Source organism: Pseudomonas sp. F9001, from assembly GCF_013385435.1.
Lineage (GTDB): Bacteria > Pseudomonadota > Gammaproteobacteria > Pseudomonadales > Pseudomonadaceae > Aquipseudomonas.
In genome coordinates this window covers 1-13,435 of record NZ_JACAPX010000058.1, presented here as the reverse complement: position 1 = coordinate 13,435, position 13,435 = coordinate 1, and the positions used below count along the sequence as shown (strand labels likewise).

10 protein-coding genes are annotated in these 13,435 nt (G+C 60.4%); 6 read left to right on the top strand and 4 right to left on the bottom strand.

Translation table 11 applies throughout. The features are described 5' to 3' along the window. Positions 1-325: 325 nt before the first annotated feature. Positions 326-442, bottom strand: coding sequence for a cytochrome c oxidase subunit CcoM (gene ccoM, locus HX818_RS31390; RefSeq protein WP_003210916.1), 117 nt, complete (start codon positions 440-442; stop codon positions 326-328). A gap of 143 nt (positions 443-585) precedes the next feature. Further along, entirely contained in the window at positions 586-843 is a 258-nt protein-coding gene (locus HX818_RS30545; RefSeq protein WP_146014684.1) for a hypothetical protein, read from the bottom strand. A gap of 37 nt (positions 844-880) precedes the next feature. On the opposite strand from HX818_RS30545, the gene HX818_RS30540 reads away from it, so the two are divergent. From HX818_RS30540 to HX818_RS30530, 3 genes are all read left to right on the top strand, one after another. Then, positions 881-1,753, top strand: a complete 873-nt coding sequence (locus HX818_RS30540) for a LysR substrate-binding domain-containing protein (protein WP_102368259.1) — start codon at positions 881-883, stop codon at positions 1,751-1,753. Between the two features lie 88 nt (positions 1,754-1,841). Next, entirely contained in the window at positions 1,842-2,312 is a 471-nt protein-coding gene (locus HX818_RS30535) for a RidA family protein (protein WP_003210913.1), read from the top strand. Then, positions 2,309-3,505 (top strand): aminotransferase class V-fold PLP-dependent enzyme, encoded by a 1,197-nt coding sequence (locus tag HX818_RS30530; protein ID WP_371132488.1) that lies wholly within the window; start codon positions 2,309-2,311, stop codon positions 3,503-3,505. Before HX818_RS30535 ends, HX818_RS30530 begins: the two co-directional genes overlap by 4 nt. On the opposite strand, the gene HX818_RS30525 is transcribed toward HX818_RS30530, so the two are convergent. Then, entirely contained in the window at positions 3,502-3,843 is a 342-nt protein-coding gene (locus HX818_RS30525) for a hypothetical protein (protein WP_008430424.1), read from the bottom strand. The genes HX818_RS30530 and HX818_RS30525 overlap by 4 nt on opposite strands. Before the next feature lie 216 nt (positions 3,844-4,059). Here HX818_RS30525 and rapA point away from each other — a divergent pair, with 216 nt between their 5' ends. After that, entirely contained in the window at positions 4,060-6,906 is a 2,847-nt protein-coding gene (gene rapA / locus HX818_RS30520) for an RNA polymerase-associated protein RapA (RefSeq protein WP_003210909.1), read from the top strand. 185 nt (positions 6,907-7,091) lie between these two features. Here rapA and HX818_RS30515 read toward each other — a convergent pair whose 3' ends face one another. Then, positions 7,092-8,438: an MFS transporter gene (locus HX818_RS30515; RefSeq protein ID WP_177021329.1), complete on the bottom strand. Its 1,347-nt coding sequence runs from the start codon at positions 8,436-8,438 to the stop codon at positions 7,092-7,094. Between the two features lie 281 nt (positions 8,439-8,719). Between HX818_RS30515 and HX818_RS30510 the strand changes: the two genes are divergently transcribed. After that, positions 8,720-10,981, top strand: coding sequence for a bifunctional diguanylate cyclase/phosphodiesterase (locus HX818_RS30510; protein WP_023659115.1), 2,262 nt, complete (start codon positions 8,720-8,722; stop codon positions 10,979-10,981). Positions 10,982-11,187: 206 nt separating this feature from the next. Then, a complete protein-coding gene (locus tag HX818_RS30505; protein ID WP_023659116.1) occupies positions 11,188-13,365 on the top strand; it encodes a hypothetical protein in 2,178 nt (725 codons plus the stop codon). The last annotated feature ends 70 nt before the right edge of the window (positions 13,366-13,435 follow it).

Here is a 13,435-nt window from a genome sequence, read left to right as displayed (position 1 = left end):
GGCCGCAAGTAGGCACGGTGGAGCGGGTAAATCGGCAAGGATGCCGATTTAGCCGCGCCGGGCCATGGATGGCCCGTCGCGGCGGCCCGCGGAACCGGGCCGGAGTGCGGGCATGCCGAGCCTAGGCGAGGCACCGAGTGGTGGGGCAAAGCGTTTTTTGGTTACTTTTTTAGGCGCTTGTAAAAAAGTGACTCGCTGTAAGAGCGAAACCATAAGTAGCCGTTACCGCAGCAACGGATATGTACACAAAACAAAAAATCCAAAACAAAAAAAAGGCGACCGAAGTCGCCCAAAATGCCTTGCGTGCTCATGTATCCGAAAAGACCTAAGGCCTCTTACGCTTATTAGCGTCTTTCCAGATAAAAATTCCAAACCCTACAAAGAACATCACCATGAGGCCAACCGTCAGCACTCCGGCAAACACCACATTATCGAAAAACATGACCGGCCTCCTGCACTTGCCCTGTTGCGATAGGGCTAAGTTAACCAAGAAGACGAAAGAAGAAATTGACGAGGATCAATGTCGCCCGCGACGGAGCGTAAAGAAGGGAAATAACTGACCTGCATCAAACGATGCAGGCTATATCAACGCTTTTTCGGTTTGCTTTTCGGCTTTTTCTTGGGCTTCCCCAACGGCATCGCCTGTTCAAACGCCTGGCGCACTTCATTCAGTCGCTTGTCATTCAGATCATGAACACGTTTGGCCCGTTCGGCATTCAGGTCAATCAGCTTGTCATCGTCACTCATGGCTTGGCTTACGTAATGGCTTGGATGCCCCAATAATGCGTCCTGCGCCAATCCCGCGTAAACAAAATCGATGTCATCGCGCGCATTTGCCCGCAAAATCCCCCCATCCCAACCCTCACACAGAGCGTTCGACGTGGCACTGCACAAGGACCTTCCCCCACTCCTGGCCCTGCGCGCCTTTGAGGCCGTGGCCCGGCATTTGAGTTTTATCAAGGCCGCCGCCGAGCTGTCAGTGACCCAAAGCGCCCTCAGCCATCAAGTGCAGAAACTCGAACAGCACCTGGGCAAACCGCTGTTTATCCGACGCACCCGCGCCATCGATCTGACCGAAGACGGCCAACACTACTACGACCAGATCCGCCCCGCCCTCGACACCATCGCCGCCGCCACCCGCCAGCAGCAAACACCGCCCGCCACCAGCGTACTGCGCGTCGGCCTGCTCGCCTCGTTCGCCACCTTGTGGCTGGCACCGCGCCTGGCGGGGTTTCTCAGCCGCTACCCACACATCCAGGTGGAGTTGGTGCCGGCGATTCAGCTGGCAGATGTCGCCGCCGCCGAGGTCGACTTGGCGATTCGCTACGGCAAGGGCGACTGGACCGACGTACAGGCCACGCGCCTGATGAGCGAAACACTGTCACCCGTCTGCAGCCCGGCGTTCAAGGCCAGCCAACTGGCCAATGGCCCGCTGCTGATGGCCACCTCGCACCGCCCTTTCGAGTGGACCGACTGGTCCCGGCATTATCAGGTGGATGTGGAGCACTACCCCAAGGCGCTGCTGCACGACTACAACATCGTGGTCGAAGCCGCCGTCGCCGGCCAGGGCATCGCGATGGGCCGCCACCGCCTGATCGAACGCAGGCTCAAGGAGGGCACATTGGTGGAGGCCTTCGACTGGCCGCCCTATCAAAGCGAGATCGGTTACTGGCTGATTGCCCCGCATGGCGAAACCAGCACGGCGGCCGCTTGTTTCAGTGAATGGCTGCGGGAAATCTGTGCCGACGCATGAGTTATTTCGATACGTCGAGTTAAATCTATCCGTTTGTCGGCGAAAATCGCCCCGCCCATGCTGAAGACTCTTTCCAAGAGGATTCACCATGAGCCACTCCATCTCGCAACGCGTACAAGCCCTCGGCCTGAGCCTGCCGACACCCAGCCAGCCGATTGCCAACTACGTGAATTACGTGATCAGCCAGAACCAGCTGTTCATCTCCGGCCAAATCCCGCTGCTGGACGGCAAACCCACTTACATCGGAAGACTCGGCGAATCCATCAGCGAAGACGAAGGCGCCAAGGCCGCCGAGCTCGCGGCGCTGGGCCTGCTGGCACAATTAAGCGATGCCCTGGGCGATGACCTGTCGCGACTGGTGCGCATCATTCGGTTGGGCGTATTTATCGCCAGCAGCGGTGATTTCCAGCGCCAGGGTGCAGTCGCCAATGGCGCTTCGAACTTGCTGGTCAACGCCCTCGGCGACAAAGGCCGGCATGCCCGTACGGCCGTGGGCGTCGCCAGCTTGCCGGGCGGCGTAGCCGTGGAGATCGACGCGATTTTCGAGTTGCAGCCGTGACTGCGCTGTCCCTGACCGAGGTCCGGGAGCTGCGGGACGAAACGCCGGGCTGCCAGTCCGGCATCGTTCACTTCAACCACGCCGGGGCCTCCCTGCCCAGCCAAGGGACGCTTGATGCAATCATTGACCAGTTGCAGCGCGAAGCCCGCGACGGCCCGATGGAGGCCGGCGAACACGGTGCACTGCTGACAGAAAAAGCCCGTCGCGCCGCCGCGCAACTGCTCAATGCGCCCGTGTCATCGATTGCCTTCGCCAGCAGTGGCTCGACCGCCTGGAGCATGGCGTTCCAGGCGCTCGGCCCGTGGCAGCCAGGCGACCGCATTCTGGTGGGCCGCCACGAATGGGGCGGCAACCTGGCGAGCATGCAAACGGCCGTGCAATCGGGTGCGCAAGTAGAAGTGATCCCCTGCGATGAAACCGGCGCGGTCTCCGTCGCCGGGCTGGAAGCCATGCTCGACGCCCGGGTGCGGCTGATCGACCTGACCTGGCTCCCCGCCAACAGCGGCTTGATCAACCCGGCCGAGGCCATCGGCGCGTTGGCCAGGCGTCATGGCATTGCCTATTTCATCGACGCCGGGCAAGCCATCGGCCAGGTGCCGGTGGATGTGCAAGCGCTGCACTGCGATGTGCTCAAGGGCGCCGGGCGCAAGCATCTGCGCGGCCCACGCGGGACCGCCCTGCTCTATGTGCGGCCGGATTTTCTCGAGCGCTTGAACCCTGCCCAACGCGATGTGTTTTCGGCGCCCTGGAGCCCTGCGGGATTTGACTTGCGCAACGACGCCCGGCGCTTTGAAACCAGCGAAGTGTCGTTCGCCTTGCTGGCAGGCCTGGGCAATGCGTTGCTGGAGGTCAATCGATTGGGGGTCGAGCGGGTCCGCGAGACGGTCCGGCTGTTAAGCGACACAATCCGTGAACAATTGCGCCGAATCGACGGGATTACCTTGCATGACCTGGGAACCAGCGCAAACCAGTCCGGCCTGATCGCGTTCAACCTGGCCGGCTGGGACGCCTTCGAGCTCAAGCGCCGCCTGGGCCTCAAGCGGATCAATATCGGTGCCAATGGCGTGCCCTACACTCCACTGGACATGCAGGCCCGCGAGCTGGACAGCGTGGCGCGAATCTCCGTGAGCTACCTCAATACGGCGCAAGACATCGAGCAACTGATCGCCGCCCTGCGCGAACTGCGGGATTAAACCTCGACGTCCACCCACAAGCCTTGCCGTGGTGCGTCTTCAATCAACGGCACCACCGGCACGGTGTTGTCGGCGTTGAGTTCGTCACCGGGAACAGCCAGGTGCTCCTGCGAGTCTTCATCGGCTTCGCGGCGACGCTTTTGCTGTTCCTGCTGGCGACGTTGCTCCTCGCGCAGCAGCAAAGCCGCTTCCTCGGGATCGCGCTTTTGCAGGTCGATGGTACTTTCGTTGGAGCCTGGCTGAACCGGCGCCACGGGCGGGATATCCGGCTTCTGGCGCACCGGGTCAAGCTGCGACGTGACCGGCACAACACTCAAGGGCAGCATGGGTGGCAGCATATTATTAGTCTCCTGTTCAGCAGACTGTCGGCTGCGTGGGTGACGACTTGAGCGTCAAGCCGCCAACTTGTGAACCAATCGTCATCTATCCGACGAAGATACCGCCCTTTTTCTTGCCGCTTGTAGCTTAAAGCTCGAAGCTGCACCTATTCCTTTTGGTCTGGAAGCCGTGTTCCGTTAGAATAGTCGGCTTTTTCACGGCGGGAGTCAGGCAGCATGGCGCAGCAGTATCAACCGGGGCAACGCTGGATTAGTGACAGCGAAGCAGAGCTGGGGTTAGGCACCGTTCTGGCACAGGACGGCCGCTTGTTAACCGTGCTCTATCCGGCCACTGGCGACACTCGCCAGTATGCGCTACGGAATGCGCCCCTCACTCGCGTGAGGTTTTCGCCGGGTGACACCATCACCCATTTCGAAGGCTGGAAAATGACCGTGCAAGAAGTCGACGACGTCGACGGCCTGCTGGTCTACCACGGCCTCAATGGGCAGAACGAGCAGGTCACCCTGCCGGAAACCCAGCTCTCGAACTTCATCCAGTTCCGCCTGGCCAGCGACCGTCTGTTCGCCGGCCAGATCGACCCGCTGCCCTGGTTCTCCCTGCGCTACCACACCCTGGAACACACCAGCCGCCAGTTGCAGTCCTCGCTCTGGGGCCTGGGCGGCGTACGTGCGCAACCGATCGCGCACCAACTGCACATCGCCCGTGAAGTTGCCGACCGTATCGCGCCGCGGGTTCTGCTGGCGGACGAAGTGGGCCTGGGCAAGACCATCGAAGCCGGCCTGGTGATCCATCGCCAGTTGCTGTCGGGTCGCGCCAACCGCGTGTTGATCCTGGTGCCGGAAAACCTCCAGCACCAGTGGCTGGTGGAAATGCGCCGCCGCTTCAACCTGCAGGTCGCACTGTTCGACGAAGAGCGCTTTATCGAAAGCGATGCCACCAACCCGTTCGAAGACACCCAGCTCGCGCTGGTGGCCCTGGAATGGCTGGTGGACGACGAGAAGGCCCAGGACGCGCTGTTCGCGGCCGGCTGGGACCTGCTGGTGGTCGACGAAGCGCACCACCTGGTCTGGCACGAAGAAAAAGCCAGCCCCGAGTACTCGCTGGTGGAACAACTGGCCGAAGTGATTCCGGGCGTGCTGCTGCTCACTGCAACCCCTGAGCAACTGGGCCAGGACAGCCACTTCGCGCGCCTGCGCCTGCTGGACCCGAACCGTTTCCACGACCTGCACGCCTTTCGCGCCGAGAGCGAAAACTATCGCCCGGTGGCCGAAGCCGTCCAGGAACTGCTGGACAAGGGCCGTCTCTCGCCCGCCGCCCACAAGACCATCCAGGGTTTCCTCGGCGACGAAGGCGAAGCGCTGCTGACCGCCGTCAACGATGGCGACGCCGAAGCCAGTGCCCGCCTGGTCCGCGAACTGCTGGACCGCCACGGCACCGGCCGTGTGCTGTTCCGCAACACCCGCGCCGCGGTGCAAGGTTTCCCGGAGCGCAAGCTGCACGCCTACCCGCTGCCGTGCCCGGACGAATACCTCGAGCTGCCCCTGGGCGAGCACGCCGAGCTGTACCCGGAAGTCAGCTTCCAGTCGCAGCCGGACGTCGATGAAGAACAACGCTGGTGGCGTTTCGACCCGCGCGTCGAGTGGCTGATCGACCAGCTGAAGATGCTCAAGCGCACCAAAGTCCTGGTGATCTGCGCCCACGCCGAAACCGCCATGGACCTGGAAGACGCCCTGCGCGTGCGCTCCGGCATCCCGGCCACGGTGTTCCACGAGGGCATGAACATCCTCGAGCGTGACCGCGCTGCCGCCTACTTTGCGGATGAAGAGTTCGGCGCCCAGGTGCTGATCTGCTCGGAAATCGGCAGTGAAGGCCGCAACTTCCAGTTCTCCCACCACCTGGTGCTGTTCGACCTGCCGTCCCACCCGGACTTGCTGGAACAGCGGATCGGCCGTCTGGACCGGATCGGCCAGAAACATGTGATCGAACTGCACGTGCCGTACCTGGAAACCAGCCCGCAAGAGCGCCTGTTCCAGTGGTACCACGAGGCGCTGAACGCGTTCCTCAACACCTGCCCGACCGGCAACGCCTTGCAGCACCAGTTCGGCCCGCGCCTGCTGCCGCTGCTGGAAAACGCCGACGACGGCGAGTGGCAAGGGCTGATCGACGAAGCCCGTGCCGAGCGCGAGCGCCTCGAAGCCGAACTGCACACCGGCCGCGACCGTTTGCTGGAGCTCAACTCCGGCGGCGCTGGCGAAGGTGATGCGCTGGTGGAAGCGATCCTTGAGCAAGACGACCAGTTCACCCTGCCGATCTACATGGAAACCCTGTTCGACGCCTTCGGCATCGACAGCGAAGACCATTCGGAAAACGCGCTGATCCTCAAACCCAGCGAAAAAATGCTCGACGCCAGCTTCCCCCTGGGCGACGACGAAGGTGTGACCATCACCTACGACCGCAACCAGGCGCTGTCCCGCGAAGACATGCAGTTCATCACCTGGGAACACCCGATGGTGCAGGGCGGCATGGACCTGGTGCTGTCCGGCTCCATGGGCAACACCGCCGTGGCGCTGATCAAGAACAAGGCGCTCAAGCCGGGCACCGTGTTGCTGGAACTGCTCTACGTCAGCGAAGTGGTTGCTCCGCGTTCGCTGCAGTTGGGCCGTTACCTGCCACCGGCGGCACTGCGTTGCCTGCTGGATGCCAATGGCAATGACCTGTCGGGCCGCGTGTCGTTCCTGACCTTGAATGACCAGTTGGAAAGCGTGCCGCGGGCCAGCGCCAACAAGTTCGTGCAGGCCCAGCGCGACCAGCTGACGCCGCGGATTAACGCCGGTGAGGAGAAGATCGCCCCGCGTCACGCCGAGCGTGTGGCCGAGGCTCAACGTCGCCTGGCGGCGGATACCGACGAAGAACTGGCGCGCCTGACCGCGTTGCAAGCGGTCAACCCGACCGTGCGCGACAGCGAACTGGTTGCCCTGCGCCAACAGCGCGAGCAAGGCCTGGCCATGCTCGACAAGGCGGCGCTGCGACTGGAAGCGATTCGGGTGTTGGTCGCGGGCTAACTTCGCCGCCCTACCCTGACAAACAAAAAGGCCCGCGCAATGCGGGCCTTTTTTATTCACTGTAGACATCGTTGTTATTGATGACCTCTTCGCGAGCAAGCCCGCTCCCACATTTGACCGAGTTCCATCTTGAGAATGCGGTCAAATGTGGGAGCGGGCTTGCTCGCGAAGGCGTCACCTCGGTCTCAGGCAGTAACCGCCCTGGCCGGCACCTCCACCACCCCCAACCCATCCTTCATCCGCTGGGCATCGCGCACAAAACTGCGGGACGCCTGGAACAGAAACAGCATGGTCAAAAACAGCGCCACCGGGATCAGGTACATGGCGTCATGCAGTCCCACCGCCTTGTAAGCCTCGGTCATCTGCTGGGCACCGTCGGCATACATCGCCGAATGGGCAAAATGATCCGACAACCCGCCCACCACAATCGGCCCCATGCCACCCCCCAGCAAATACAAGCCGGCGAAGAACAACGCCATCGCCGTGGCCCGCAGGCGCGGCTCGACCACGTCCTGGATCGCCGTATAAACACAGGTATAGAAGTTGTAGGCAAACAACCAGCCCACGCTGAACAACGCCACAAACACACCGATCTCGATCCGCCCGGCGTGCAACGCCCAAGCAGTGGTGACGGTCGAGATGATCAAGCTGCACGCCGCGAACAGCAGCCGGCCGTTAGCGATGCGTTGATGGATCTTGTCGGCAATCCAGCCGCCCAGGGTCAGGCCCACCAGGCCGGTAATACCGACGATGACACCGGTGGCGGCTGCCGCATCCTGCAACGGCAGCAGGAAATAGCGCTGCAGCATCGGCACCAGGAACGAGTTGCAGGCATAGGTGGCGAAGTTGAAGCACAACCCGGCCAGCACCAGCCAGAGGAATGTCGGCACCGCCAGCACCCGGCGAATCGGCCGGTCGACTTTCTCCTGGGAGACTTGCACGGCTTCCGCCGCGCCGCGCTTGGGTTCCTTGATGTAGAACATGAACACCGCAAGGATCAGCCCCGGCACCGCGGCAATAAAGAATGGCGCACGCCAGCTGTCGAACGCCTTGACCATCGCACCAATGGTGAAGAAGGCCAGCAACAGGCCCAAGGGCAGGCCCAGCATGAAGATCCCCATGGCCCGGGCACGGCGGTGGGCGGGAAACAGGTCACCGATCAGCGAGTTTGCCGCCGGCGCATAACTGGCCTCGCCGATGCCGATGCCCATGCGCACCAGCAAAAAGGTCCAGAAACTGCCCACCAGACCATTGACCGCTGTCAGGCCACTCCACGCCGCCAGGCCCCAGCCCATGAGTTTGCTGCGCGAGCCGGTATCGGCCAGGCGCCCCAGCGGCAAGCCGGCAATTGCATAAACAATGGTGAACGCGGTACCGATGATCCCGAGCTGGAAGTCGCTGAGGTGCCACTCCATGCGGATCGGCTCGATGATGATCGCGGGAATGGTGCGGTCGAAAAAGTTGAACAGGTTGGCCAGGAACAGCAGGAACAGAATGCGCCAGGCATTCGCCGCTTGGGTCGAGTTCTGCATGGGTCCGTCTCTTTTATTGTTATGTGAGCCGCGATGCCAGACGCATCCTGAGCCCGGAACCTGCAATCTAGTCAGCCTCGTGGGGATTGTCTGTAATGATTCGTAAGTCTGATGTCACTCCATCGGGCGACCCGGGCGGTCATCCCTAATCATTTGGTTCTAGTTGTTTATAAAATCATCGCCAAATAATTAGAAGCAATCTGCCATCAATCCTTGTAACTCGCTCACGCTCTCTATACTGAAAGACGCAGTCAGACTAAAACTCTGTGACGGGACATGCTATGGAATGGCTTGGTTTGCATTTTTTTACCGACCTTCCGGACAGTGGGCACTTATTACTCAATTGCAGTCATAACCCCTTTCTGGTGCTACTGGCGTATGTAGTGGCGTGTGCAGCGGGCTTCGGCACCCTGGACATGGCCGAGCGGGTCGGCCATGTCGACAACCCCAAGGCTCAACGGCACTGGCGCTGGGTAGGCGCGGGCTGCCTGGCAGGCGGCATCTGGTCGACCCACTTCATCAGCATGCTGGCCTTCCAGGCGCCTATCGCGATTCACTACGAATTGATCATGACGTTCGCCTCGCTGCTGATCGCCCTGATCGCGGCGCTGTTCGCCATGCAAACCCTCAGTCATCCAAGGCTGCGCGCCCACCAATATGTGCTGGCGTCGGTGTGGATGGGGCTGGGTATTGCGCTGATGCACTACGTGGGCATGTCGGCCATGCGCTCCGAGGCGGGCGTGTATTTCGAGACGGGCTTGTTCCTCGCCTCTGTGTTGATCGCGATCGGCGCCAGCCTGGCGGCTTTGCTGCTGTCGCTGTACCTGCGCAACGGCACCGGCATGTTCCATCAATTGCTCAAGTACGCGGCCAGCCTGGTGCTCGGCGCGGGCATTATCAGCATGCACTTCACCGGCATGGCGGCCATGCAGCTGCTGGTACCCGAAGACCTCGTACAGTCGGCACTGCCGGTGGACAACAACCCGGTCCAACTGGGGCTGCTGGTGGCGGTCATCGCCCTGCTGGTGATTGGCAGCAGCATCAGTGCTGCCCTCGCGGACAAGAAGCTGCAACACAAGGAAACCGACCTGCGCCGGGTCAACGCCCTGCTCACCGAACTGGACCAGGCCCGCGCCTCGCTGCAACAGGTGGCGCATTACGATGCCCTGACCACCCTGCTCAACCGCCGTGGTTTCAACCAGATCTTCGCCGAGAAACTCGCGGAAAAAACCGCCACCGACGGCATGCTGGCGGTGATCTTCCTGGATATCGACCACTTCAAGCGCATCAACGACAGCCTCGGCCATGACGCCGGCGACGAACTGCTGACGGTGCTGGCCGGCCATATCAAAAGCTCGGTGCGCAGCCATGACGACGTGGTCGCGCGGTTTGGCGGTGACGAATTCTGCATCCTGATCAGCATCCATCATCGCGATGAAGCGCGGCACATGGCCCAGCGCATCATGCAGAAAATGAAAGACCCCATCGAACTGGCCGGCCGGCGCATGGTGATGACCACCAGCATCGGCATCAGCCTGTTTCCCGAAGACGGCAAAACCAGCGAAGAGCTGCTGAAGACCGCTGACCTGGCGCTGTATCAGTCCAAGGATGCAGGGCGTAATAGCCTGAACTTCTTCAGCTCCAACCTGAAAACCCGGGCCTTCCTGGAACTGCAGCTGGAAGAGGAACTGCGCGCCGCACTGCGGGGCAAGAACGAGTTGGTGCTGTTTTACCAACCGATACTTGACCTGAAAAAAGGCAGGGTCACGCGCCTCGAAGCCCTGGTGCGCTGGCAACACCCCCAACATGGCCTGCTGACACCGGACCGGTTCATCGGCATTGCCGAAAGCAACGGGCTGATTGCCGAACTGGATCACTGGGTGCTACGCCAGGCCTGTCACGACCTGAGCCTGCTGTCGGAGCAAGGCCACACTGAATTGGTCATGGCGGTGAACTGCTCGGCCCTCAACCTGACGCGTGACGAGTTGGCCGATGAGATCGAAAACGCCCTGCGCTTCGGCGGGATCGCCGCCAATCGCCTGGAACTGGAAGTGACCGAGAACGCGCTGATGGGCAATATCAGCAGCACCCTGGCATTGCTGCGGCAAATCCGCGCCCTGGGCGTGTCGCTGTCCATCGACGACTTCGGCACCGGCTACTCGTCCCTCGCCTACCTTAAGCGCCTGCCGTTGAACACCTTGAAAATCGACCGTTCATTTATCCAGGATATCCCCAAGTCGAACGCCGACATCGAGATCGTCCAGGCCATTATCGGCATGGCCCACACCCTGCACCTGCAGGTGGTGACAGAGGGCGTGGAAACCCTGCAACAATTTGAAGTGGTGCAAAAACACGGCTGTGATTTTGTTCAGGGTTACCTGCTCAGCGCTGCGGTGCCGTTGAGTGATATCAGCGCGGTGATCAACAGCCTGGACCAGAACAACCTGTTCAGCCTGCTGGGCCTGACGGGGGGTGACCCCGCGCCGAAAGACCCGCCTTCGGGCCGTGCGGGCCCGGCGTCCATCGTTCGGCCAATTCGCTGACGCCGTTTATTTGGCAAATCGCCATCATTTCACTAAAGAACCCCGACGAACGGCCGATTCATCAGAGTCCGGCCAGGCTTTCCCCTTAAAACCCTAGGGTTAAACCCTATCGCCCAGGACCAGGACGCACTGTAAAGTCGCGATCTCTCATTCTGTGATGGCTATTTGATACTTACTCAGCCATCCGTCCAGGCACATGGCGCACAATGACTTCTAAAAATAACTCTGCCACTGCGGTATCCGACGTGTTGCTGACAGCCCCTGCGGAAAAACCCTCAGGTTCAAAGTCATTGAGCACCGCCCGCCCACTGGCCACCCAGCAGTACCTGTACTTCACCGAAACCAACACCGACCGCATCCTCGACAACCTCGACGGCCTGCGCGACATGGTGTTCCCGCGCGCACCGCACCTGGAAGTCGACGGTGAACTGCGCAATGAGCAGGAATTCCCCTCGGTGTGCCTGATCGGCCTGGGCCGCTGTGGCTCCAATATTGCCCTGGATGTGGCAGAGCTGGTGTACAACGCCCGCAAGTTCTACCTCAACGAATTCAGCAACGAAGACAAATCCACCGACAAGGGCTACCGCCCCGCCCAGTGGATTCGCAACAACCTGCGCCTGGGTTCGAACAAGGGCACCAAACCGGTGTTCCTGGTCGAGCCGCTGGTGATGCTGGGCGACCTGGACAAGGACATTGCCGGGCGCATCCGTTTCTCGCGCAAGGGTGAGAAAAGCGGTTTCCTGCGGGACTACAGCAAGATGAAAATCATGGACCTCTCGGAAGTCCATGCCGGCGGCGCCGGTAACGCGCCGATCCTCGGCCAGTACCTGGCCAAGATCATCCTCAACAAAGACACCCAGCGCTTCTCCAGCCCCGACTGGAAGATGATCCACTCGTACCTGATCGACTCCTGCGGCATCAAGGCCAACCAGTCGCGCCTGTACTTCTCGATCTTCAGTGCCGGCGGCGGTACCGGTTCAGGCATGGCCTCGGAGTTCGGCCTGGCCCAGCAGCACTCGTACATGAACAAGACGTTCGACACCAAGCCTGCCGACGAACACGACAGCAAAAGCGGTCACGCCTTCGTGTTCGAGCCGATCTTCACCAGCGGGATTTGTGTGCTGCCGAACATCTCCGATCACCGCAGCGAAATGTCCGAGGCGCTGCACATCAACGCCGGGCGGCTGTTGTGCAAATACCTGTCGGAAGAATGGGACTTCTCGTACAACTTCGACAATGAAGACAGCAGCGAAGCCAGCGTGAAAGGCCGTATCCGACCGTGGAACGCGATGATGCTGATCTCCAACGACATCATGCGTTACGCCGAGGAAAGCGATGACGGCAACATCCAGAACATTGATGTCAATGCCATGGAAAAGCACGCCAACCAGTACATCTCGCAGCAGATCTTCAACATTCTGACGGCCCAGGCGGTTACCACCGACTACGACCAGAACTACTTCCGTCGCGCCGGGATCGACATTGGCGAGACCATCCGCCTGGATGCCAACGACCTGTTCATGAGCCTGGCTGGCCCGGTGGCGATTGCCTATGCCGAATCGGTGGTGCCGGAAACGCCGGCGCCTTCGAGCGACAAGTTCAAGGTGTTCGAAAAAGAGCCGCAGCGGCTGAACATCGACGACTTGTTTTTCCGTTCCATTGATCTGCCGCACTTCAACAAGGTGACCCAGGCGATCGAAGGCATCAGCCTGTTGCCGATTGAGTCCAAGCGGTACAAGGCCTCTCTGGAGCAGTACAAGAATTCCGGCTATGACGCGGCGGCGTTGCATGACTTGCACTTCTTCAAGAACTGCTCGTCGGTGGTGTCGATTGTGTCGTTGCCCAAGGATTACAAGCTGTCCTATATGGACCTGAATCGGCTCAAGACGCACCTCAACAGCCTGTTTCCCAATACGACGCTCAAACGGTATGCGCTGGTGATCGGGGCGTCGGCCAACTTGTCGCTCACGACCTTGATCGCTAAAAGCCCGTGCCTGTCGGATGATTTTTTGACGTTGATCGTGGCATTTATCAAGCGCTGTTTTGCGCGTAATCCGTATCGGTTTGATGACACCTTGGATAATTCGATCCTGGATTTCATCATCCATGAGGATTTTGATGAAGACCGGATTGATGAGCTGCTCAACGAGTTCGAGAACCCGGCGAAGATCCTGGATACCAACTGGTATGCGATCAAGCCGATGTACGAGAAGAAGTATCGTGAGTTGATCAACGACAAGGACAAGTTTGTGTCGATCAACGATATTCGTCTGTCGCGGGATTGTGTGAAGAAGGCGATCAAGTACCTGCGTGAGATTTATCGTCACCGGATTGGGAAGACCAAGGTTATTTCGCTGAATAACCATACCGGGAAGACGGCGTAGGCTTTGTTGCTGAGGTGGGGTGTATATCCGTTATTTGGGTTGGGGCTGATATTGGTTCCGCTCTTACAGC

Bases quoted from the DNA above. Each gene is read 5' to 3' on its own strand.
- ccoM (WP_003210916.1), bottom strand. From the start codon at position 442: ATGTTTTTCGATAATGTGGTGTTTGCCGGAGTGCTGACGGTTGGCCTC.
- HX818_RS30535 (WP_003210913.1), top strand. From the start codon at position 1,842: ATGAGCCACTCCATCTCGCAACGCGTACAAGCCCTCGGCCTGAGCCTG.
- HX818_RS30525 (WP_008430424.1), bottom strand. From the start codon at position 3,843: ATGCTGCCACCCATGCTGCCCTTGAGTGTTGTGCCGGTCACGTCGCAG.
- rapA (WP_003210909.1), top strand. From the start codon at position 4,060: ATGGCGCAGCAGTATCAACCGGGGCAACGCTGGATTAGTGACAGCGAA.
- HX818_RS30515 (WP_177021329.1), bottom strand. From the start codon at position 8,438: ATGCAGAACTCGACCCAAGCGGCGAATGCCTGGCGCATTCTGTTCCTG.
- HX818_RS30510 (WP_023659115.1), top strand. From the start codon at position 8,720: ATGGAATGGCTTGGTTTGCATTTTTTTACCGACCTTCCGGACAGTGGG.
- HX818_RS30505 (WP_023659116.1), top strand. From the start codon at position 11,188: ATGACTTCTAAAAATAACTCTGCCACTGCGGTATCCGACGTGTTGCTG.